This window comes from Caulobacter vibrioides (assembly GCF_002310375.3).
GTDB lineage: Bacteria > Pseudomonadota > Alphaproteobacteria > Caulobacterales > Caulobacteraceae > Caulobacter > Caulobacter vibrioides_D.
Window position 1 is genome coordinate 2998670 of sequence record NZ_CP023315.3, and the last position, 22351, is coordinate 3021020.

Sequence of the window (22351 nt, forward strand, 5' to 3'; positions counted from 1 at the left end):
CTCACAGTCTTAGAGGTCAGACCACTAGGTTGACAACCTTTATGGTACCGGTACATCGATAAGTCAGGGAGGAAGTTTTGGACGGCTGGCGTGCTTGGCGCGCGCGTGGCGTCCCGCGCTTTCGGCCCGCCCCTTCACGCCCTCGCGGCCAGCCGAAGCGTCACCATGCCCAAGATCATCGCCGCCAAGACCATCGTCACCTGCCCAGGGCGCAACTTCGTCACCCTGAAGATCATGACCGACGAGGGCGTCTATGGCCTGGGCGACGCCACGCTGAACGGCCGCGAGCTGGCGGTCGAGGCCTATCTGACCCAGCACGTCATCCCCTGCCTGATCGGCCGCGACGCCCACCAGATCGAGGACATCTGGCAGTACCTGTACAAGGGAGCCTATTGGCGCCGGGGCCCGGTGACCATGGCCGCCATCGCCGCTGTCGACACCGCCCTGTGGGACATCAAGGGCAAGATCGCCGGCCTGCCGGTCTATCAACTGCTGGGCGGCGCGTGCCGCACCGGCGTGATGGTCTATGGCCACGCCAATGGCGAGACGATCGACGAGACCCTCGACAACGCCGCCCACTACGCCGAGCAGGGCTACAAGGCCATTCGCCTGCAGACCGGCGTGCCGGGCATGAGCGGCACCTACGGCGTCTCCAAGGACAAGATGTTCTACGAGCCGGCCGACAGCGACCTGCCCAAGGAGACGATCTGGTCGACCGAGCGCTATCTGCGCAGCACCCCCGCCCTGTTCGAAGCCGCGCGCGCACGGCTGGGCGATGATCTGCACCTGCTGCACGACGTCCACCATCGCCTGACCCCGATCGAGGCCGCGCGCCTGGGCAAGGATCTGGAGCCCTACCGCCTGTTCTGGATGGAGGACGCCACCCCGGCCGAGAACCAGGCGAGCTTCCGCCTGATCCGCCAGCACACCACCACCCCGCTGGCCGTGGGCGAGATCTTCAACTCGATCTGGGACTGCAAACAGCTGATCGAGGAACAGCTGATCGACTACATCCGCGCCACGGTCGTTCACGCCGGCGGCATCACCCACCTCAAGAAGCTGGCCAGCTTCGCTGATTTGCACCATGTGCGCACCGGCTGCCACGGGGCCACGGATCTGTCGCCGGTCTGCATGGGCGCGGCCCTGCACTTTGACCTGTCGATCCCCAATTTCGGCGTCCAGGAATATATGCGCCACACGCCCGAGACCGATGCGGTGTTCCCGCACGCCTACACCTTCAAGGACGGCATGCTGCACCCGGGCGACGCGCCGGGTCTGGGCGTTGATATCGACGAGGACCTGGCCGCCAAGTACCCCTATCAACGCGCCTACCTGCCGATCGCGCGCCGCCTGGACGGCTCGATGCACGACTGGTGAGCGAGGTCTGACCTCCGCGACGATATGCGCGAAAAAGGTGGCTCTTCGGCGCGGTTCGGCGTGGTAGGGATTCGCTCCTTCCCGGCGTCCGCCGGGCGTCTTCCGCGCCTGCTCAAGCCCGATCGCCATGTCTGACAACGTCAAGCTCTACCGCAAGATCGCTGACTCCGTGGCCGACGACATCGAGGCCGGCCGGTACAGGCTGGGCGATCGCCTGCCGACCGAGCGGGAGCTGGCCGAGCAGTTCGGGGTGTCGCGCCCCACCCTGCGGGAAGCCATGATCGCGCTGGAAATGCTGGGCATGATCGAGGCCCGCCACGGCCTGGGCATCTATGTCACCGGCAATGTCCGCCCTGCGGCGCCGTCGGCCGAGATCGACTTCGAGATCGGCGCCTTCGAGCTGATCGAGGCCCGCCGCCTGTTCGAGGGCGAGGCCGCCGCCCTGGCCGCCACCTCGATCACCGACGAGCAGATCGCGGCGCTGGAGGGCCTGCTGACCCGCATGCACGAGGAGGAGGAAATCCGGGGCGAGGACGCCGACCGCGAGTTCCACCTGACCATCGCGCGGGCCACCGGCAACGGCGCGATCATCGCCACGATCGAGAACCTGTGGGACTGGCGCAACCGCTCACCGCTGGCCCGCAACATCCTGACCCGCGCCCGCGGCATGGGCCTGGAGCCGCGCATCGCCGAGCATCGCCGCGTCGTCGACGCCCTCAAGGCCCGCGACCCCGCCGCCGCCCGCCAGGCCATGCGCGACCACCTGGAACGCGTCATCGACCACCTGCTGCACGCCACCGAGACCGAAGCCGTCCAACGCGCCCAACAGGAAACCAACGCCCGCCGCAGCGCCATGGCGAAGCGAGTGGCGATCTAAAGAAAACCCTCTCTCTTCGAGAGAGGGAGGGGCCCATCGCGCAGCGATGGGAGGGTGAGTGGTCAAGCCAGCGACGAGAAATCCTGTTTCCTATTGTTGAGCCCAGTGAAGGGTGAACGCATTCTCGCCTGGTGAACCGCACCGCGATCGCCCGCCAACTCCGCCAGCGCCAAACTTTCGCAGAGAAGACGCTGTGGGCTCTGGTCCGTAACCGCCGTGTCGGCGGCTTCAAGTTCATTCGCCAAGCGGTCATCGACCGCTTCATCGTCGACTTCGTCTGCCAATCCGCAAAGGTCATCATCGAGCTCGACGGACCTGTTCACGTGGGGCGCGAGGAGCACGACGCCGAGCGCGCCCGGATCCTGGAGCTTTGTGGCTATCTCGTCCTGCGGTTCCGCAACGAGCAGGTCTTGGCCGATCCCGGCGGCACGGCGGACGAAATCCTGAGGGTGTTGCGGATGGGGAGGGCTTGACCACTCACCCTCCCACCGCTTCGCGGCGGGCCCCTCCCTCTCTCGAAGAGAGAGGGTGTTGTTGGGCGCTTTCTCCCATGCCACCACTCCGCCATGCCAAAGCTCCCGCCCCTGACTCCTGATTCCGACCAGATGCTGCATCTCGACGCCCTCCGGATTGTCGGAGCGGTGATGATCGTGGTGTTTCACTTCAACCGGTTCATCAACCTGGATGGCCAGTGGCAGTGGGCGGACGATACGATCAAGACGTTCAGCCTGATCGTCGACCTGTTCTTCTTCATCTCCGGCTATGTGATGGCGGCGATCTATACCGGTCGCCTGACCAGCTTTGCGGCCTATCGCGACTTCATCCAGAAGCGGGTGGCCAGGCTTGGGCCGCTGCACTGGGCGACGATGCTGGTGTTCATCGCCGTAGCCGCGGCCGGCGTGGCCGGCTGGATCCAGGACCGCGACCCGCGCCGCTATGACGTGGCCTGCATCGTGCCCAACATCGTCTTCGTCCACGCCTGGGGCGTCTGCCATTCCCAGACCTGGAACTTCGCCAGCTGGGCGATCAGCGCCGAGATGGGGATGTACCTGGCGCTGCCGCTGATCTTCCTGCTGACCGCGCGCGGGCCCTGGGTCACCCTGGCCGTGGCTCTCGCCTCGGTCGCCATCATGCTGCAGACGCCGCATGGCGACCGGCCCTTCCACCAGTGGACCTGGGACTATGGGGTGCTGCGGGCGATCCCCGGTTTCCTGATCGGCATGGCCGCCTTCCAGCTGCGCGACCGGCTGGCCAAGATCCCGCGCCCGAACCTTCTGATGTGGCTGCTGCTGGGCGGCTATCTGGTCATGTCGTGGGCCGGCGTGGAGCGCACCATCCTGCTGTTCGTCGTCTACGCCGTGGGCCTCTTAGGCGTGGCGGCCGACGCCAAGGGCGCGCACGGCGGGGTCAGCCAGCGCCTGGCGCCCTGGGCGCAACTGTCGTTCAGCCTGTACCTCCTGCACCCCATCGCCCTGAAGATGGGCCTGGCCTGGGTGGGGCTTGGGATGTGGAACCTCAACGGCGACCTGATGCGCCTGTGGGTGCTGTTCTGGGTCGTGGCCCTGTTCCCGATCGCCTATCTGTCGCTGGTGTTCTTCGAACGCCCGGCGCGGGACTGGCTGGCGAAGGTGGGGAAGGAAAAGAAGCTCCCTCTCTCTTAGAGAGAGGGTTGGGGTGAGAGGTTACGAGGTTCGACGGCGTGCCGGCAGAGCGGTCGCCGTCGTAACCACTCATCCTCCCACCGCTGCGCGGCGGGCCCCTCCCTCTCTCAAAGAGAGAGGGATTTCGATACGCCCTCCACCCAAGCCGGCAGCTCGCTGATGCTCCCCAACTCTACATAGCGCGGATGCCCGACCGGGGCGTCCGCCGCCTCGTGGGACCAGACCAGCGGGTACGGGATCAAGGCCCCCCAGCAGCCGGCGTCCAGGGCGGGCAGGATGTCGGACCGCATCGAGTTGCCGGCCATCACTGCCTGCTCCGCGCCCGTGCCGTAACGGTCGAACACCCGGCGATAGGTGCCGGCGTCCTTCTCCGACACGATCTCGACCGCGACGAAGTAGTCGCCCAGGCCCGACGAGGCCAGCTTCTGCTCCTGGTGCAGCAAATCACCCTTGGTGATCAGGATCAGGCGGTAGCGGTCCGACAGCGTGGCCAGGGCCTTCTCGACGCCCGGCAGCGGCTCGATCGGCTCGGTCAGCATCTCGCGGCCCACGGCCAGGATCTCGCGGATCACCCGGGTGTCGACCGCGCCGTCGGTGACCTCCAGAGCGGTCTCGATCATCGACAGGGTGAAGCCCTTGGCGCCGTAGCCATAGACCCGCAGGTTGCGCTTCTCGACGGCCAGCAGCTGGGCCTCGATCTTCTCGGGGTCGCCGTGTTCGGACAGCAGCTCGAGGAAACGGGCGTGGGACAGGCGGAACAGGCTCTCGCAGTGCCACAGGGTGTCGTCGGCGTCGACGCCGACGGTCGTGATCGTGCTCATGGCGGCAGGCATAGCAGGGGTTCGCCAGACGGTCCTTGGGGAATTTGGCCGCCCGCGCGCCTTGGCGGTTGTGGTCTCCGGCCGAGAGCGCCAAAGACTGGAGGGGGAGCAAACAACCGCGCGCCATGACCGATCTCGTCACCAACCAGGCCTGGACGCTCATCGACAACGGGCGGGCCGCCGACGCCCTGCGCCTGACCACGGGTCCCGCCGCCCTGCCCCAGGCCTCGGCCGGCCTGTTGATGGCCCACGCGGCGGCGCTGAAGGCGGTGGGCCGGCCCGACGAGGCCCTGGCGTTCAACCGCCGCGCCGTGGCCCGCGCCCCCGGCGACCGCTTTTCCTGGTACAATCTGGCCGCCACCCTGGGTGATCTCTCCCTCGACGACGAGGCCGAGGGCGCGGCGCGCAAGACCATCGCCCTGGGCCTCGATGTCCCCGAGGTGCGGCTCGTTCTGGGCAAGGCGCTGCAGGGACTGCACCGCTATGACGAGGCCGAGGCGACGTTCGCCCGCGCCCTGGCCGCGCGGCCCAACGACGCCGCCGTCCACCTGAACCTGGCCCAGCTGCGCTGGATGCGGTCGGGCAACAGCGAGGCGGCGCTGGCCCCGCTGGATGCGGCCATCGCCCGGCATCCCGCCGACGTCACCCTGCGCACGATCCGCAGCAATGTCCTGACCTTCGCCGGCGACCACGCGGAGGCCGACGCCACGCTGGAGGACGCGCTGGCCCGCGCGCCGGGCGATCTGGCGGCCCGCATCGCCGCAGCCCGCGCGGCCGGCGCCGTGGGCGACCGCGCCCGGATGCTGGCCCATGCCCGCGAGGCCGTTCGCCTGGCGCCGGGCGCGCCGGAGAGCCAGACCGTCTTGTGCGAGGCCCTGCTCGCCGAGGGCCAGGCCGACGCCGCCGCGCAGGTGGCCGAGACCCTGGTCGCGGCCGCGCCCGACGATCAGTACGCGCTGGTGCTGCGCAACACCGCCTGGCGGATCACCGGCGATGCGCGCGGCGATCTTTTCCGTGACTACGCCGCCCTGGTGCGCACCGATCAGCTGGACACGCCGGACGGCTGGGACAGCCTGGACGCCTTCCTCGACGCCCTGCGCGATCGGATGCTGGACCTGCACGACCTGAAGACCCACCCGCTGAACCAGTCGCTGCGCGGCGGCAGTCAGGTGCCGTCGCTGGACCGCTCGCGCGATCCGCTGGTGCAGGCCTTCTTCGCCTGCGCGCGCAAGGCTGTGGCCCGCTATATCGCGGCGCTGGGCGCGGGCGAGGATCCGATCCGGCGTCGGCGCGCGGCGGACTTCGCCTTTGCCGGCGGCTGGTCGGTGCGGCTGCGGTCCGAGGGTTTCCACGCCGACCACGTGCATCCGCGCGGCTGGATCTCGTCGGCCTTCTATCTGGACTTGCCCGGCCGGTTCGATGATGAGACCACCCGCGCCGGCTGGCTGCGCTTTGGCCGTCCCGGATGCCTGACGCAGCCGGCCTTGGAGGCCGAGCACTTCATCAAGCCCGAACGCGGGACCCTGGCCCTGTTCCCCTCGTGCCTGTGGCACGGCACCCAGCCGTTCACCGACGCCGACCACCGCCTGACCATCGCCTTCGACGTCGTTCCGCGCTGAGGCGCTTTGCAACACCCAAAAGAAAACCCGCCTCAATCGCTTGAGGCGGGCCTTCGAAACCGGGTTTCCCCGCCGCCGAAGCGGCGGGGATTGGCCGATTAGTAGCGCAGGCGGGCGTTCAGGAAGAACACGCGGCCCAGCACGTCGAACGTGGCGGGATAACCGCTGTTCGACGGCGAGGCGTTGCCGCCGAGGATCGGATAGGCTTCTTGGGTCAGGTTACGCACGCCGCCCGTGAAGGCGAGGTTGTCGTTGACGTTCCAGTCGGCCGACAGATCCCAGTAGTTCTTGGCGCCGATACGCTCGACGGTGAACGTGCTGGTCGGGTTGTCGTCACGCATGTCGTCCAGGTGGCTCCAAACGACGTTCACGCCGAACTGGTTCATGGTCCAGTTGATGGTCGAACGCAGCTTGTGGCGCGGCAGCGGGTTGACGCCGTTACCCGAGCAACGCGAACCGAACTTGTCGGCGCACTTGATCGGCGCCGAGATGTCGTCCGGCGTGATCGTGAACTCCCAGGTGTTGGTGTACAGCGAGCGGAACGACAGCGAACCCCAATCCGGCAGACCCAGGTTTTCCAGGTTGGTGCGGTAGGCGACGCCGATGTCGATGCCCGAGGTCGCCCACTTCGCGACGTTTTGGTTCGTCAGCGAGATGTAGTCGATCGAGCCGTTGGCCAGACGGTTGATGGCCTGGCAGTACGGCGAGGCCGGGTTGCCGTTCACGACCGAGCCGTAGCAGACGTTCATCACGTTCGCGGCGCTGCCGCCGAACGAGGCGATGGCGTCGGTCACTTCGATGTCGAAGTAGTCGGCGGTGATCGAGAAGCCCGGCAGCCACGACGGGGTGTAAGCGAAGCCGGCCGTGAAGGTCTTGCCCTCTTCCGGACGCAGGTTCGGGTTACCGCCCGACAGGGTCTGGGTCTGCTGGTTGGCGTTGATCTGGCCAACGACGGCAGCCGCGACGCCCGAGTTGATACAGGCCTGACGGATCGCCGCGGTCGGCGCGCCACGCGACGAGCAGGGGTCGGTGGCGGTCGGGAAGCCGTTGCTCTGCGGCGAGAACAGTTCACCCACCGACGGAGCGCGGCTGGCCTTGTTGTACGAGGCGCGGACCATCAGGTCGTCATAGACCTTCCACGAACCGGCGACCTTGTAGGTCTGAACGGCCTTCGACTGACCGGTGTAGTCAGACGTACGACCGGCCAGTTCCAGGTCCAGCGACTTGATCAGCGGCAGGTCCTTCAGCAGCGGGACGAGCACTTCGGCATAGCCTTCGTACACGTCGAAGCGGCCGGCGACCGGCGGGCTGGCGTTGAAGCCCGTCAGGTTGCCGACGGCCAGATCCTGGCTGGGGTTGAAGGCGAAGTCTTCGGCGCGATACTCGAAGCCGACGGCGAAGCCGATCGGGCCGGCGGGCAGCGAGAACATCTTCTCGGTGTCACCGTTGATCGTGAAGCCGCCGTACTGCTGCTCATAGTCTTGCGACGAGTTGATGCGGGTGCTGATGAAGCGCGCCGCAGCGGCCGACATCGTGCCTTGGCCGAAGATGTTGACCGGGACGCAGCCGCCCGACGGGTCGGCGCAGGCGGTGCCGGCGGCGTTCAGCAGCAGGCCTTGCTGGATGCGGGCCAGGCTGGTGTCGCCCAGCAGCGAGTTGCTGCCGTGGGTGTGCCGTACTGGTAGTAGATGTCGAAGCCGCCGTTGATGGCTTCGATGTCGCCCTTCAGGCCCAGTTGCATCTGGAAGCCGGTGAAGTTGAACGACGACACGCGCGGACCAACGTCGCTGAGGCGCTTGTTGAACACGCCGGTGACGGTGTCGAACAGGCCATCGCCGTCGGTGTCGACGTCGGTGAAGGTGCCGGCCGTCCACGAGCTCGAAGCCGGGATGACGTAGGAGGTCGACGAACCCAGGCTGTTCAGAGCGGTCTTGGCGGCCGCGGTCAGGAACGGGTTGTTGTCCAGCGAGAAGCGGAACACGCGGCTGCCGACCGGGGTCGGGGCCAGCTGGGTCACGACCTTCGAGCTGACGAAGTTACCCTTGGCGTAGGCGGTCAGGCCCGGCTTGATTTCGTAGTTGGCCAGCGAGGTGACCGAGAAACGCTCTTGCGGGGTCTGGACGTAGTTGACCGGCGCAAAGTTGTAGGTGTCGGTGGCCGAGTTGTAGAGGCGAACGTCACCGTTCGGCAGGAAGTAGGCCGAGTTGGCGGCGTTGTTGGCGACTCCCGGCAGGGTGACGAAGCGACTGGCGACGAACGGGTCGACGCGGCCCGGCTCCATCGAGCCCGAACCCGACGGGACAAAGCCGGTGCGGGTGGCGTTGTCGCCCCAGGCGGTGCTCAGCATGCCGCCGCGCTGGCCTTGGGTCAGGGCTTCGCGCTTGTTGTAGCCGAGGCTCAGGACGACATTGCCCTTACGATCGGCGAAGCTGGCGCCCATCGTCAGGTCGGCCGAATAGATCGGCGCTTCGCCCTTGTCGGTTTCCGAATAGCCGGCCGAGAACTCCAGGCCTTCGAAGTCGTTCTTCAGGATGAAGTTGACGACGCCCGAAACGGCGTCCGAACCGTAAACGGCCGAGCCGCCGCCCGACACGACGTCGATGCGCTTGATCAGGGCCGGCGGGATCAGGTTCAGGTCGACGGTGCCGGTCGACGTGGTCGGGGTCTGGCGCTTGCCGTCCACGAGAACCAGGGTGCGGTTCGAGCCGAGGCCGCGCAGGTTGACCGTGGCGGTGCCGTTGCTGCCGTTGTTGACGGTCGAGGTGATGCCCGGAACGGCCTGCGGCAGGGTGTTCAGCAGGTTTTCGGTGTTCACCACGCCCGACTGCTTCAGCTCCTTATCGCCGACTTGGGCGATCGGGCTGGAAGACGTCAGGTCGGCGCGCGCGATGCGCGAACCGGTGACGACGATTTCTTCGACCTGAGCCGGCTCTTCAGCCTGTTGCGCCCAAGCCGCGGCGGCCGGCAGCATGACGCCGCACAGGATGGAAGAGGCCAACAGGCTCTTTCGACGGCTAACAAAACCCAACAAATTCCACCTCCAAAAACTTGACGTCGCCTCGCCCGAACGAGGACGGACGCACCCCCCGGTTCTTAGCGAACAGGGCATTGGGGGCAGGAAGGCTGTAGTCGCGGGCGGGGGTCAATCGCGGCTCGCTTCGTTCGCGCAATAAATCGTCGCCAGTGTCTCAAATGCGACACACTCGCGCACAACCTAGACGTAAGTCGATGAAAGATAACGATAAAACCCAAAATGGAGATCGGCGATACGAATACAAATATGAAATATTACAGAACGTCGGCTCAGTTAACTGCGTGAATTCAGCACAAATTCGCCCGATGACGGATAATGAAAATCGCCAAAATTTCGCCTCCGAAACGTCATGGACCGTCACGTGAATGACAAGATCTGCTTGACGACCACTGCTCAGCGACCAACGGTAGCGCTACCCTTCATCAGCATTTACCTTTTTCACTGAAGACGAGCGTGCGGCCGGCGAAAAGAAGCTTATCGGACGCGCTGACGCGCTCCAGCTGTTGCGCCGATCAAAGAAGCAACGCTTGAATAGATAATCGGCAGAGTCTTGCCGCCGCGCCGCCGTCTGCCCGAGTTCGCATGCCCCAGCACCCGCCCCTGAGAATCAACGCCGACCTGCCGATCGACGCCTTCGCCGAGCGGTTCGCGCGGGACGGCTATGTGCAGATTCCCGTCTTCCTGGCGCCGCAGGACGCCGAGGCGGTCGCCGCCCTGCTGGAGCCGCTAACCTGGAACATCGTCGCCCCTGACGAGACCTCCGAAACCCTGGTCATCACCCCCGAGGTGATCAAGAAATTCGGCGAAGCCCAGGTGCGCCAGTTCCTGCAGGGCGCCCTGAAGCGCGCCGCCAAGGGCTTCTCGTTCGTCCATATGTCCTACGCGCTGCAGGACGAGTATCTGCGCGCGCCGCAGACCCCGGTCCACCGGGCGACCGAGTTCCTGGAGAGCCGCGCGTTCCTGGATTTCGGCGGCCAGGTGATCGGCGCGCCGCAGGTGGCGGGCGTGCGCGTCCAGGCCTCGTATTATCGCCCCGGCGACTTTCTGACGCTGCACGACGACAGCCACCGCAAGGATCACCGCCTGGCGGCCTTCACCCTGGGCTTCACGCGGCGCTGGCGTCCCGACTGGGGCGGCCAGCTATTGTTCCACAACGCCGAGGGCGACGTGACGCGCGGCTTCGCACCGGGGTTCAACGTCCTGACCCTGTTCAAGGTGCCCACGCCCCACTCGGTGGCCCAGGTCGCCAGCTACGCCGAAGCCAAGCGCCTGTCCCTGACCGGCTGGCTGCTGGGCGACAAAGACAACGGTTAGGGACGCCGCCTGATGAGGATCTCCGCCATGCTTCGCCCCGCCCTCGCCGCCGCCCTGGCCGCCACTTGGGCCCTGACGGCCGGCGTCGCCGCCGCCCAGACCGCGCCCGAACCCGACGTGATCAAGACGCTCAAGGCCTGCAGCGCGATCAAGCCCGACGGCGAGCGCCTGGCCTGCTACGACAAGGCCGCCCAGTCGGTGACCAAGGCCCAGGAGACGGGCGAGGTCATCATCATCGACAAGCAGTCGGCCCGCGCCGCCCGCCGCCAGGCGTTCGGCCTGGACCTGCCGACGCTGTCGATCCTGGATCGCGGCGCCGACAAGGCCGAGACCGAGGCGTTGCAAGCCGTCGTCAAGGCCGCCCGCACCGACGCCGAGGGCCGCCTCGTCGTGACGCTCGAGGATGGCGCGGTCTGGCGGCAGATCGACGGCGAGGTTCTGGGCAAGCCGCCCAAGGCCGGGACCAGCGTCGAGATCCGCAAGGCCGCCATGGGCAGCTATCGAATGAAGGTCGGCGCCCAGCCCGCGATCCGGGTGCGCCGCAGCGAGGCCGGCGCGGCGCGCTGAGGCCGCGCCCCGGGGCGTCACCTGCCCCGTGAAGCGGCGCGGGGCGCCTTTGATTTGAGCCGTCGCCGATCGTGCGGCGGCTGTTCTGCTGCTCGCCGCGCCGATTTTGTCACGATCGTAACCGCCCCCCGCCGGGACGCGAGGACAGAAGCCCAGGAAATTCAGACCTCGGCTCGGGGCCACGAACCCTTTTCCTCGCGGAAGGCACGTTTGCGGCCGTATCGCCAGCGAAATGCTACAGGCGTGCAAACGGAGCGCGCCGAAACATTACATTTGAGAAATATTTGACCTCGGACACAGGTCTGCGTCAGAACTTCGCTCGCGTGAGATTCCGGCCGATCCGGAACAGGCGATACCGTGCCCCGGATCGGGGGCCACTGGGGAGGAGAGACCTTGGATAGACGACAGTTCCTCGCGGCCTGCGGCATCGGCGCCGGCGGCGTGCTTCTACCGGGCTTTGGCCAGGCGATCGCCGCCGAGCAGCTGGTGGAAACCATGGACGTGGCGGTCAAGAAGCGGCTCGCCGACGCGGCCCTGACCGCGGCCAAGGCCGCCGGGGCCACCTATTGCGACGTCCGCGTCGGCCGCTATCTGCGCCAGTTTATCCAGACGCGCGAAGCCAACGTCCAGGGCGTGACCAACACCGAGTCCAGCGGCGTGGGCGTGCGCGTCATCGCCGGCGGGGCCTGGGGCTTCGCCGCCACCAACAACATGTCGCCGGAGTCGGTGGCCCAGACCGCCCGCCTGGCCGTCGCCATCGCCAAGGCCAACGCCAAGAGCCAGACCGCGCCGGTCCAGCTGGCCCCGACCAAGGGCGTCGGCGAGGTCAAGTGGGCCACGCCCATCCGTCGCAACGGCATGGAAGTGTCGCTGCAGGAGAAGGTCGACCTCTTGATGCGGGTCAACGGCGCGGCCCTGAAGGCCGGCGCCAACTTCGTCAATTCCAGCCTGTTCCTGATCAACGAGCAGAAGTACTTCGCCAGCAGCGACGGCTCGTTCATCGACCAGGACATCCACCGCGTCTGGGCGCCGTTCACGGTCACCGCGATCGACAAGGCCACCGGCAAGTTCCGCTCGCGCGAGGGCCTCTCGGCCCCGATGGGCATGGGCTATGAGTACCTGGATCCCAAGGCTGAGGATAAGGTCCTCTCGCCCAACGGCATCATCAGCTACAACAAGTCCTACGACATGGTCGAGGACGCCCAGGCCGCCGCCGTCCAGGCGCGCGAGAAGCTGACCGCCAAGTCGGTGAAGCCGGGCCGCTACGACCTGGTGCTGGACCCCAACCACCTGGGCCTGACCATCCACGAGTCGATCGGCCACCCGCTCGAGCTCGACCGCGTGCTGGGCTACGAGGCCAACTACGCCGGCACCAGCTTCGCCACCCTGGATAAGCGCGAACAGCGCTTCCAGTACGGCAATGAGATCGTCAACGTCGTCGCCGACAAGGTGCAGCCGGGCAGCCTGGGCGCCGTCGGGTTTGACGACGAAGGCATCAAGACCAAGAGCTGGCCGCTGATCCAGAACGGCAAGCTGGTCGACTATCAGGCCACGCGCGACCAGGCCCACATCCTGGGCAAGACCGAGAGCGACGGCTGCTCGTACGCCGACTCCTGGTCGACCGTGCAGTTCCAGCGCATGCCCAACGTCTCGCTGGAGCCGGGCAAGAAGCCGCTCAGCCTGGCCGACATGATCGGCAACGTCGAGAACGGCATCTACATCCTGGGTCGCGGCTCGTTCTCGATCGACCAGCAGCGCTACAACGCCCAGTTCGGCGGCACGCTGTTCTACGAGATCAAGGACGGCAAGATCACCCAGCCGCTGGAGGACGTCGCCTATCAGATGCGCACGCCCGAGTTCTGGAACGCCTGCTCGGCGATCTGCGACGAACGGGACTACCGCCTGTTCGGCTCGTTCTTCGACGGCAAGGGCCAGCCCAGCCAGGTTTCGGCCGTCAGCCACGGTTCGTCGACCACCCGGTTCGACGGCATCAACGTCATCAATACCGCGCGCTCGCTCGGTTAAGCGGATCGAGGGAGACACATCATGGGTATCATGACGGAAGCCGAGGCCAAGACGATCCTCGACAAGGTCCTCAAGCTCTCGACGGCGGACGAATGCACCGCTCAGCTGACGGGTTCGATCGAAGGCAACATCCGCTTTGCGCTGAACAACGTCTCGACCAGCGGCGTGGTCAGCGACACCAACCTGGGCGTCTCGGTGGCCTTCGGGCGCCGCGTGGGCACGTCGTCGACCAACGACTTCTCCGACGCGTCCCTGGCCCGTGCGGTCAAGCGCGCCGAGGAGCTGGCGCGCCTGGCGCCGGAGAACCCCGAGTTCGTGCCGGCGGTCGAAAAGCAGGTCTACAAGCCCAGCTCGACCTTCAGCGCGGCCACCGCGGCCATCACGCCCGAGCAGCGCGCCGAGATCGCCATGGCCTCGATCGCGCCCTGCCGCGCCAAGAACCTGATCGCGGCCGGGTTCCTGAACGACGAGCAGAGCTTCGTGGCCTTCGCCAACAGCAAGGGCGCGTTCGGCTATCAACGCTCGACCGACATGGACTACACCTGCACCGTGCGCACGGCCGATGGTCGCGGCTCGGGCTGGGTGGCGCGCAGCCTGCAGGACTCCTCCAGCTTCAAGCCGGCCAGCGACATCGAGATCGCCATGCGCAAGGCCAGCGCCTCGGCCGAGGCCCAGGCCCTGGAGCCGGGCAAGTACACGGTGATCCTCGAGCCGGCCGCCGCCTCGGGCCTGATCTCGTTCATGTTCAACTTCTTCGACGCCCGCTCGGCGGACGAAGGCCGCAGCTTCCTGTCCAAGAAGGGCGGCGGCAACAAGCTGGGCGAGCAGGTCTATGACCCGCGCGTGACCTTCATCTCCGACCCGTGGCACCCCGAGCTCGCCGTCCTGCCCTGGGACGGTTCGGGCCGCGCCCGCGAGAAGATGGCCATGGTCGAGAACGGCAAGATCGCCAACCTGAACTACTCCCCCTACTGGGCGCAGAAGCAGGGCAAGAAGGTGGTCGGCCGTCCGGGCAACATCATCATGTCGGGCGGCACCAAGTCGACCGCCGACCTGGTGCGCGAGACCGAGCGCGGCATCCTGGTGACCCGCACCTGGTACATCCGCATGGTCGATCCGCAGACCGTGCTGCTGACGGGCCTGACCCGCGACGGCACGTTCTACATCGAGAACGGCCAGCTGAAGTACCCGCTGAAGAACTTCCGCTTCAACGAGTCGCCGGTGATCATGCTGAACAACATCGACGAGCTGGGCCGCCCCGTGCGGGTCGGCGAAGGCATGCCGATGATGATCCCGCCGATGCGGGTGCGGGACTTCACCTTCACCTCGCTGTCGGACGCCGTCTGACACACACCCATGCCCAGTAGTCGCGTAACCCGTTCGGAGTGTCTGCGTCTGCTGGCGGGCGGTGCGATGGGAGGTTGGCTGGCCAGCCTCCCATCGGTCTCCCAAGCGGCTCTCAAGGCCGCTCCGGCCTATGATTTCTGGTTCACGCGCCTGCGCTATGACAGCGGCGACTGGGACGTCGACCAGCGCATGCCGGCCAATATCCTGACCTCGCTGGTCGACTACACCACCCTGCGGGTCGATCCCGAGGAGCGCGTCGTGCGCCTGTCGGATCCGGCCATGCTGACCGCCCCGTTCTGCTATCTGGCCGGCCACAAGCTGGTCGAGTTCAGCCCCGCCGAGGCCGAGAACTTCAAGACCTATGTCCGCAACGGCGGCTTTGTCTTCGTCGACGACTGCAACCACGACATCGACGGTCTGTTCGCCAAGTCGTTCGAGCGCCAGATGGCCAAGCTGTTCGGGGCCGAGGCCCTGAAGAAGCTGCCCAACGACCACCTGATCTACCGTAACTTCTTCAAGTTCGACGGGCCGCCCGCCACCAGCTTCGAGCTGAACGGCTGGGGCGACGATCTCATCCACGACTATCTGAAGGGCATCGAGATCGGCGGGCGCCTCGGGGTGCTCTACAGCAACAAGGATTACGGCTGCGAGTGGGATTACGACTGGCGCAACAAGCGCTTCCTGGCCGATGACAACACCAAGTTCGCGGTCAACATCGTGCTCTACGCGCTCACCGCCTAACGCCCCCTTCTGTTCGGATTGCTTATGACCAAGACCCCCACCGAAGCCGAGATCGCGGGCAAGCTTCAGCGTTTGTCGGAACTGCGCGCCGCCATCGGCCAGGCCATCGTCGGCCAGGACGAGGTGGTCGAGCAGCTGCTGATCGGCCTCCTGGCCGGCGGTCACTGCCTGATCGAAGGCGTGCCGGGCCTGGGCAAGACCCTGCTGGTCCGCACCCTGGGCCAGGCCCTGTCGCTGGACTTCCGCCGCGTGCAGTTCACCCCCGACCTGATGCCCAGCGACATCCTGGGCACCGAGGTGCTGGAGGAGGACCACGGCACGGGCCACCGCCACTTCCGCTTCCAGCAGGGGCCGGTGTTCACCAACCTGTTCCTGGCCGACGAGCTGAACCGCACCCCGCCCAAGACCCAGGCCGCGCTGCTGGAAGCCATGCAGGAGCACCAGGTCAGCTATGCGGGCGTGACCCACGCCCTCTCCGAGCCGTTCTTCGTGCTGGCCACCCAGAACCCGCTGGAGCAGGCCGGCACCTATCCCCTGCCCGAGGCCCAGCTGGACCGCTTCCTGCTCAACATCCGCGTCGGCTATCCGACCGCCGAGGAAGAGCGGGCGATCCTGGCCTTGACCACCGGCGGCGCGATCCAGGCGCCCTCGGCTGTGATGAACGGCGCCGACATCGTCGAGCTGCAGAAATGGGTGCGCCAGGCCCATGTCAGCGACGGGCTCCTGACCTGGATCACCAGCCTGATCCGCGCCACCCGCCCCGGCCCCGACGCGCCGAGCGCCATCCAGGACTATGTCCGCTGGGGCGCTGGGCCGCGCGCCGGCCAGGCCCTGGTGCTGGCCGCCAAGGCCCGCGCCCTGCTGCACGGACGCCTGGCCGCCACCCGCGAGGACGTCGTCGCCCTGGCCGCGCCGGTGCTGCGCCACCGCATCCTCCTGTCCTTCGCCGCCGAGGCCGAGCGCAAGACGACCGACGACGTGGTCGCCGCCCTGCTGGCCGCCCTGCCCGCCCCCGCCCGCGACTGATCCAGCGCATGTCGCCGTTCGACCTGCCTCCGGACCTGCGCACCCGCCTGCGACGCCTGTCGCTGGCGCCGCGCGCGGCTGCGGTGCTGGTCGGCGACGGCGCCCACGCCAGCCGCAATCGCGGCGGGGCCATGGAGTTCGCCCAGTACCGGGCCTATGAGCGCGGCGACGACCTGCGGCGCATCGACTGGAAGCTCTATTCGCGGTCCGACAAGTTCTTCGTCCGCGACGCCGAGCGCGACAGCCCGGTGGCGATCTGGATCGTGCTGGACGCCAGCGCCTCGATGGCCCAGGCCGATCTGGCCCGCCCGACCTGGACTCGCTTCGACGCCGCCCGCCGCCTGACCGCCGCCCTGATCGAGATCGCCCTGCTGCAAGGCGACCGCTTCGGCCTCGTCGTCGCCCAGGACAAGGGACCGCTGGTGCTGGCCCCGTCGGGCGACAAGCGCCAGCGCGACCGCATCCGCCTGGAAATCAGCCCGCTCAAGCCCGGCGGCGCGCCGCACTGGGACCGTGACCTCAAGACTCTGGGCGAGCGCATCGCCCCCGGCGATCTCGTCGTCTTCATCACCGACGGCTTCGACGAGGCCTGCGTCGCCGCCGCCGAGCGCCTGGCCGCTTCGGGCCGCGACGTGTCGTTCGTCCAGTTGCTGACCGGCGACGAGCGCGACTTTCCGTTCGACAGCTCGCTGCGCTTCCGCGACCCGGAAAACCGGGCCGAGCTGGCGGGTGACGGGCGCTCCCTGCGCGCCGACTTCCTCAAGCGCTTTGGCGAGGCCCGCGCGGCCCTGCGCGCGCGGCTGGAAGGCCGGGGCGTGCGGTTCGCCGAGCACTTCGCCGACCAGGATCCCGACGCGCCGATCCAGGCCCTGGCCCGCGCGGCGGCGGTCCGATGATCCCCGCCCTGCTGCTGCCCGCCGCGCTCGCCGCCCTGCTGGCCGTCGCGGTTCCGCTGGCGATCCACATCGCCCGCCGCACCGAGACCAAGACCATCGATTTTGCCGCCCTGCGCTGGCTGAACCCCAACCCCAAGCCCGTCCAGCGCCTGCAGTTGGACGAGCGCCTGCTGCTGGCGGTGCGGCTCGCGCTGATCGTGGCGATCGCGCTCGCCCTGGCGCGCCCTGTGCTGCGGCCGAGCGGCGATGAGCGTCCCGTGGTCGCCATCGCCCCGGGGATCGACGCCGCCCAGCTTGCGGAGCGGGGCGAGCGCCGCGTCTGGCTGGCCCCGGACTTCCCCAGCGCCGACCGCGCCGCGCCGCCGGCCACCGCCGACCTCGCCAGCCTGATCCGCCAGCTCGACGCCGAGACCCCGGCGCCAACCCCGCTGACCCTGGTCGTGCCGCAGACCTTCGACGCCGACAGCGCGCGGCTGGTTCTGTCGCGCAAGGTCGTCTGGCAAACCGCCCCGGCCGCCGCGACGCGTGGCCCCAAGCCCGAGCGAACGCCGCCGAGCCTGGTGGTCCGCTACGCTGCTGAGCGGGCCGAGGCGGTCCAGTATTTCCGCGCGGCGGCGGGCGCCTATGCCGGGCCTGACCAAGCCCCCGCCTTCGACGCCGCGCCCGTCGACCAGCCCCCGCCCGCTAAGGCCAAGACCCTGATCTGGCTGTCGGGCGCCCCGCTGTCGGATGGCGCCTTGGCCTGGATCGAGCGCGGCGGCGTCGTGCTGCTGGCCCACGACGCGCCCTCGCCCGTCGAGGGGCGCAAGACCGTCGTCTGGCGCGACACGCTGGCTGAGCCGCTCGTGGTCGAGGGTCGCTTTGGCCAGGGCCGCGTCCTGCATCTGACCCGCCCGCTGGAGCCCAAGGCGCTTCCGGCCCTGGTCGAGCCCGACTTCCCCGACCGCCTGTGGACCCTGCTGGACCCGCCGCCCGCCCCGGCCCGCGTCGCCGCGCAGGACTATGCGCCGATGGTCGGCGCGGCGGGCCCGGCGCTGGCCTTGAATCCGCATCCGATCGACCTGCGCCCGTGGCTGGCGGTGCTGATCGCGGCGCTGTTCGCCGCCGAGCGCTGGCTGGCCACGCGCCGCAAACGCGCGGTGCTCGCATGATCGCCGCCCTCGCCCACCTGCCCCGCGCCGCCCGCCTGCGCGGGGTGCTCGACACCCTGGCGATCGGCGCCCCCGCCGTGCTGGCCGGCGGCGTGGCGGCCTGGCGGGTTGCGGGACCACTAGGAACCCTCACCGTCGGCGCGGCGGGTCTGGGCGTCACCGTCTGGACCGCCTGGAAACGCACGCAGCGCTTCGACCGCGCCTGGCTGACCGCCGCCCTCGACGCCCGGGCGCCGGGGCTGGAGGACAGCAGCGACCTCCTCTTCGCGCCGCCCGAAAGCCTGACGGGCCTGGCCGCTCTGCAGCAGGCGCGGCTTCGTGATCGTCTGAAAGAGGCCGCCGCCCTCGACCTGCGCCCGGCCTGGTCCCGCCGCGCCATCGCAACCTCGGTCACCGTCAGCGCCGTCGTCATCGCCGCCGCCGCCCTGTGGCCCGCGCCGGGCGGCCCCGGAAGTCACCAAGGCCCCGCCGCCCCCGCGCCGCTGGCCGCCCCGCACCTGACCGGCGCGCGCCTGCGGATCACCCCGCCGACCTATACCGGCCAGCGAGCGTTCGAGCAGAGCAGCCTCGATGTTCGCGCCCCCGCCGGATCGCAGGTCGCCTGGAGCCTGGGCTTCCTGCCCCATCCCGACGCCGCCACCCTGACCCTGCCGGGCGAGACCGCCCTTCCCTTACGCCGCGACGGCGGCCGCTGGACCGGCGCGCGGGCCTTCGAGCGGTCGGCCCTCTATCGGATCGAGGCCCCCGGCCTGCCCCGCCAGCGCCTGCACCGGCTGGAGATGATCCCCGACACAGCGCCCGTGGTCCGCGTCGTCACCCCGACCACCGCCCTCTCCTTCGTCGAACCCGGCCAGACCCGCTGGACCCCGGTGTTCGAGGCGCGCGACGACTATGGCGTGGCCGCGACCGCCACCCTGAAGATCACCGTCACCAAGGGCGAAGGCGAGAACATCACCACCACCGAGCGGACCCAGACGCTGGTTGGCCAGGGCGAGGCGCGGCTCAAGCGCTTCCCGCTATCGCTGGACCTGCGCCGCGAAGGCCTGGAGCGTGGCGGCGACCTGATCGTCCAGCTGATCGTGCGCGACAACCGCCAGCCCGCCCCGCAGACGGTCGAGGGCCCCAGCGTCATCCTGCGCTGGCCCACCGCCCCGCCCCCGGTCGATGGCCTGGAGGGCATGGCCCGCAAGATCCTGCCGGTCTATTTCCGCAGCCAGCGCCAGATCATCATCGACGCCGAGGCCCTGCTGGCCCGCAAGGCCCGCATCTCGGCCGACAAGTTCATGGACAGCGCCAACGGCCTTGGCGAGGACCAGGCACAGCTGCGCCTGCGCTATGGCCAGTTCATGGGCGAGGAGGCCGAGGGCGGCGGCGGCGGGGTGGGTCTGGCCCTGCCGACCAGCGACGCGCCCGCCCTTGATCTGCCCACCAATGACGGCCCCGCCGCCCCGGCCGCCAAGGCCGAGGCGCACGACGACGACCACGACCATGACCACGGTCCGGGCGACGGCCACGACCACGGCGAGGCGGAAGAGGGCTCGCCGCTGGGCGACATGGACAAGCTGCTGGCTCAGTTCGGCCACGCCCATGACAGCGGCGATGCGGCCACCCTGTTCTCGCCCAGCACCCGCGCCACCCTGGCCCAGGCGCTGGACGCCATGTGGGACTCCGAGCGCGCCCTGCGCCAGGGCCAGGTCCAGGCCGCCCTGCCGCACGCCAACCGGGCGCTTGTTCTGCTGAAGACCGCCCAGCAGGCGACGCGGATCTATCTGGCCCGCACCCCGCCCAAGCTGCCGCCGATCGACCTGTCGCGCCGGATGAGCGGCAAGCGCGACGGCATCGTCGCGGGCCGTCTGGCGCCGCTGGTCCGCGATCCCGCCGAGCGCCCGGCCGTCGCCGCCTGGCGCGCGCTGGGCCAGACGGGTCCGGCCGCCGCCCCGCCGAACCTCGACGCCCTGACCCGCTGGGTCGGGGCCAATGCGGCCCGCCTGCCCGACGCCCTGTCGATCAGCGCCGCCATCGACACGGTCCGCAACGAGCCCCAGTGCCAGGACTGCCGACGCAAGCTGCGCGCCTTGCTGTGGACCGCGCTGGAGCGCCCGACGCCGAGCGTGCAGCGCCGCGCGCCCGTCGACCCGCGCGGCCGCCTCTATCTGGACGCCCTGCGATGACCGGTCCCTCGCTGCTGGCCCTGGCCGTGATCGTCGGCGCGCTGGTCGCCAGCCTGACGCGCCTTGTCCTGCGCCGCCGCGCCGCCGCGCCCGCCGAGCAGGGGCCGACCTGGCGCTTCGTCGCCCTGGCCGGCTTGCAGATCGCCGCCGGCGCCCTCTTGTGGCTGACCCTGTTCCCGCCCCAGGTGCTGACCGCGCCGGGTCGGCTGGTGGTGCTGACGGAGGGCGCATCGGCGCGCCTGCCCGCTTCCGGCGACGTCGTCGTGGCCCTGCCCGAAGCGACCCGCGCGGCGGGCGCAATCCGGGTGCCGGACCTGGCCACCGCCCTGCGGCTCTATCCCGAGCCCGGCCGTCTGCGGATCGAGGGCCATGGCCTCTCGCCCCGCGACCGTATCCCGCTGGACCGTCCCGCCACCTTCGCCCCGCCGGCGCCGCCCAAGGGCGTGGTCGCCCTGGCCCTGCCCGCTCCTGTCGCGCCCGGCGCCCGCTTCACCGTGGGCGGCGAGATCGGCGCGCTGAAGGCGGGTGTGGTCGAGCTGCTGGATCCGGCCGGGGCCGTGGTCGACAAGGCCGAGATCAAGGCCGGCGCGCGCTTTGGCCTGTCGGGCGCGGCCCGCGCGGCGGGTCCGGTGCTGTTCGACCTGCGCCTGCGCGACGCCGCCGGCCGCCAGGTCGAGCATGTCGAGATCCCGGTCGAGGCCCGCGCCCCGGTCAGTCCGCGCCTGCTCGTTTTGGCCGGGGCGCCGAGCGCCGAGACCAAGTATCTGCGCCGCTGGGCCCAGGACGCCGGCCTTGCTTTGAACCTCGAGGTGTCGCTGGGCGGCGGCGTGCAGCTGGGCGACGCGCCGGTGGCCCTGACCCGCGCGACGCTGGAAGCCGTCGACCTGATGGTCATCGACGATCGCCGCTGGGAAGGCCTCGATCGTCATGCCCGCGCCGCCATCGACGGCGCCGTGCGCGGCGGCATGGGCCTTTTGCTGCGCCCCAGCGGTCCGCTGTCGGAGGCGGTGCGCCGCGACTGGGCGGGGCTTGGCCTGCCGACCCTGGAGACCGACGGCCTGCGCCCCGTGCGGCTGAACGGGCCCAACTCAGACGTCAACCGGCATGACATCCTGCCGACCACCTCGGGCGGCGTGCCGCTGGTCGTGACCAAGGACGGCCAGCCGTTGGCCGCCTGGCGCGCGCGGGGCCAGGGCCGCGTCGCGCTATGGACGGTGGCCGACAGCTACGCCCTGGTGCTGACCGGCCGCGCCGATCGCCATGGCGAGCTGTGGAGCGAGCTGTTCTCGGCCGTGGCCCGCCCCGGCGAGGCGGCGGGCGTGCAGGTCGAAGGGCTGGCGCGAGCGGGTCAGAGGGTCGCCCTGTGCGGGGCGCGGGAAGGCCTTGCCGTGGTCGAGCCCGACGGGGCGACGCGGCGGCCGCTAGTCGATCCGCGCGCCACGCCGGGCGCGTGCGCGGCCTACTGGCCGGTGAGCCCGGGCTGGCGCACGGTCGTGGACGGGGATCGCCGCAGCGCGCTGTACGTCCAGCCCGCCGACGCGGCGCCTTCGCTGGCGCAAGCGCAGGCACGGGCGGCGACGCAAGCGCTGGTCGAGACGGCGGCGGCCGGGCCGGCGCGCGCGGCGCGCCATGCGCCGGGCTCGCCCTGGCCTTGGGCCGCCGGTTTGCTCGCCGTGCTGGGAGGGCTGTGGTGGCTGGAGCGGCGCGCGCCGCGCCGGTGATCC

At 69.2% G+C, this 22351-nt stretch carries 16 protein-coding genes and 1 pseudogene; 15 read left to right on the plus strand and 2 right to left on the minus strand.

The annotated features are described in order from the left end of the window. The first annotated feature begins 165 nt into the window (after window positions 1–165). From manD to CA606_RS14195, 4 genes are all read left to right on the plus strand, one after another. Window positions 166–1377 carry a D-mannonate dehydratase ManD gene (manD, locus tag CA606_RS14180; RefSeq protein WP_096053768.1) on the plus strand — a complete coding sequence of 404 codons (1212 nt, stop codon included), beginning with the start codon at window positions 166–168 and terminating at the stop codon, window positions 1375–1377. 127 nt (window positions 1378–1504) lie between these two features. Beyond that, on the plus strand, window positions 1505–2254 hold the full coding sequence (locus CA606_RS14185) for a FadR/GntR family transcriptional regulator (protein WP_096050540.1): 750 nt from the start codon (window positions 1505–1507) through the stop codon (window positions 2252–2254). A 131-nt stretch (window positions 2255–2385) separates the two neighbouring features. Continuing rightward, window positions 2386–2727: an endonuclease domain-containing protein gene (locus CA606_RS14190; protein WP_096050539.1), complete on the plus strand. Its 342-nt coding sequence runs from the start codon at window positions 2386–2388 to the stop codon at window positions 2725–2727. 93 nt (window positions 2728–2820) lie between these two features. Next, entirely contained in the window at window positions 2821–3915 is a 1095-nt protein-coding gene (locus tag CA606_RS14195; RefSeq protein ID WP_096050538.1) for an acyltransferase family protein, read from the plus strand. 107 nt (window positions 3916–4022) lie between these two features. On the opposite strand, the gene CA606_RS14200 is transcribed toward CA606_RS14195, so the two are convergent. Then, window positions 4023–4736: an HAD family hydrolase gene (locus tag CA606_RS14200; RefSeq protein WP_181242596.1), complete on the minus strand. Its 714-nt coding sequence runs from the start codon at window positions 4734–4736 to the stop codon at window positions 4023–4025. A 125-nt stretch (window positions 4737–4861) separates the two neighbouring features. On the opposite strand from CA606_RS14200, the gene CA606_RS14205 reads away from it, so the two are divergent. Continuing rightward, the gene (locus tag CA606_RS14205; RefSeq protein WP_096050536.1) at window positions 4862–6355 is read left to right on the plus strand and encodes a putative 2OG-Fe(II) oxygenase; all 1494 of its coding nucleotides are present in this window, start codon (window positions 4862–4864) and stop codon (window positions 6353–6355) included. Window positions 6356–6453: 98 nt separating this feature from the next. Here CA606_RS14205 and CA606_RS14210 read toward each other — a convergent pair. Beyond that, window positions 6454–9386 (minus strand): annotated as a pseudogene (locus tag CA606_RS14210) (TonB-dependent receptor domain-containing protein). A gap of 585 nt (window positions 9387–9971) precedes the next feature. Between CA606_RS14210 and CA606_RS14215 the strand changes: the two are divergent. From CA606_RS14215 to CA606_RS14260, 10 genes are all read left to right on the plus strand, one after another. Beyond that, the gene (locus tag CA606_RS14215) at window positions 9972–10703 is read left to right on the plus strand and encodes a 2OG-Fe(II) oxygenase family protein (protein ID WP_096050535.1); all 732 of its coding nucleotides are present in this window, start codon (window positions 9972–9974) and stop codon (window positions 10701–10703) included. A gap of 12 nt (window positions 10704–10715) precedes the next feature. Further along, on the plus strand, window positions 10716–11270 hold the full coding sequence (locus CA606_RS14220) for a hypothetical protein (protein WP_096050534.1): 555 nt from the start codon (window positions 10716–10718) through the stop codon (window positions 11268–11270). A gap of 393 nt (window positions 11271–11663) precedes the next feature. Beyond that, on the plus strand, window positions 11664–13295 hold the full coding sequence (locus tag CA606_RS14225) for a TldD/PmbA family protein (protein WP_096050533.1): 1632 nt from the start codon (window positions 11664–11666) through the stop codon (window positions 13293–13295). Window positions 13296–13316: 21 nt separating this feature from the next. After that, window positions 13317–14642, plus strand: a complete 1326-nt coding sequence (locus CA606_RS14230) for a TldD/PmbA family protein (RefSeq protein ID WP_096050532.1) — start codon at window positions 13317–13319, stop codon at window positions 14640–14642. A gap of 9 nt (window positions 14643–14651) precedes the next feature. After that, window positions 14652–15383 carry a DUF4159 domain-containing protein gene (locus CA606_RS14235; protein ID WP_096050531.1) on the plus strand — a complete coding sequence of 244 codons (732 nt, stop codon included), beginning with the start codon at window positions 14652–14654 and terminating at the stop codon, window positions 15381–15383. 18 nt (window positions 15384–15401) lie between these two features. Beyond that, window positions 15402–16409, plus strand: a complete 1008-nt coding sequence (locus CA606_RS14240; protein ID WP_181242597.1) for an AAA family ATPase — start codon at window positions 15402–15404, stop codon at window positions 16407–16409. An 8-nt stretch (window positions 16410–16417) separates the two neighbouring features. Beyond that, on the plus strand, window positions 16418–17305 hold the full coding sequence (locus tag CA606_RS14245) for a DUF58 domain-containing protein (RefSeq protein WP_096050529.1): 888 nt from the start codon (window positions 16418–16420) through the stop codon (window positions 17303–17305). Further along, window positions 17302–18456 (plus strand): BatA domain-containing protein, encoded by a 1155-nt coding sequence (locus CA606_RS14250; RefSeq protein ID WP_096050528.1) that lies wholly within the window; start codon window positions 17302–17304, stop codon window positions 18454–18456. The genes CA606_RS14245 and CA606_RS14250 overlap by 4 nt, the downstream gene beginning before the upstream one ends. Beyond that, window positions 18453–20627: a DUF4175 family protein gene (locus tag CA606_RS14255; RefSeq protein WP_096050527.1), complete on the plus strand. Its 2175-nt coding sequence runs from the start codon at window positions 18453–18455 to the stop codon at window positions 20625–20627. Before CA606_RS14250 ends, CA606_RS14255 begins: the two co-directional genes overlap by 4 nt. Then, entirely contained in the window at window positions 20624–22348 is a 1725-nt protein-coding gene (locus CA606_RS14260; RefSeq protein WP_096050526.1) for a hypothetical protein, read from the plus strand. Before CA606_RS14255 ends, CA606_RS14260 begins: the two co-directional genes overlap by 4 nt. Window positions 22349–22351: the final 3 nt, after the last annotated feature.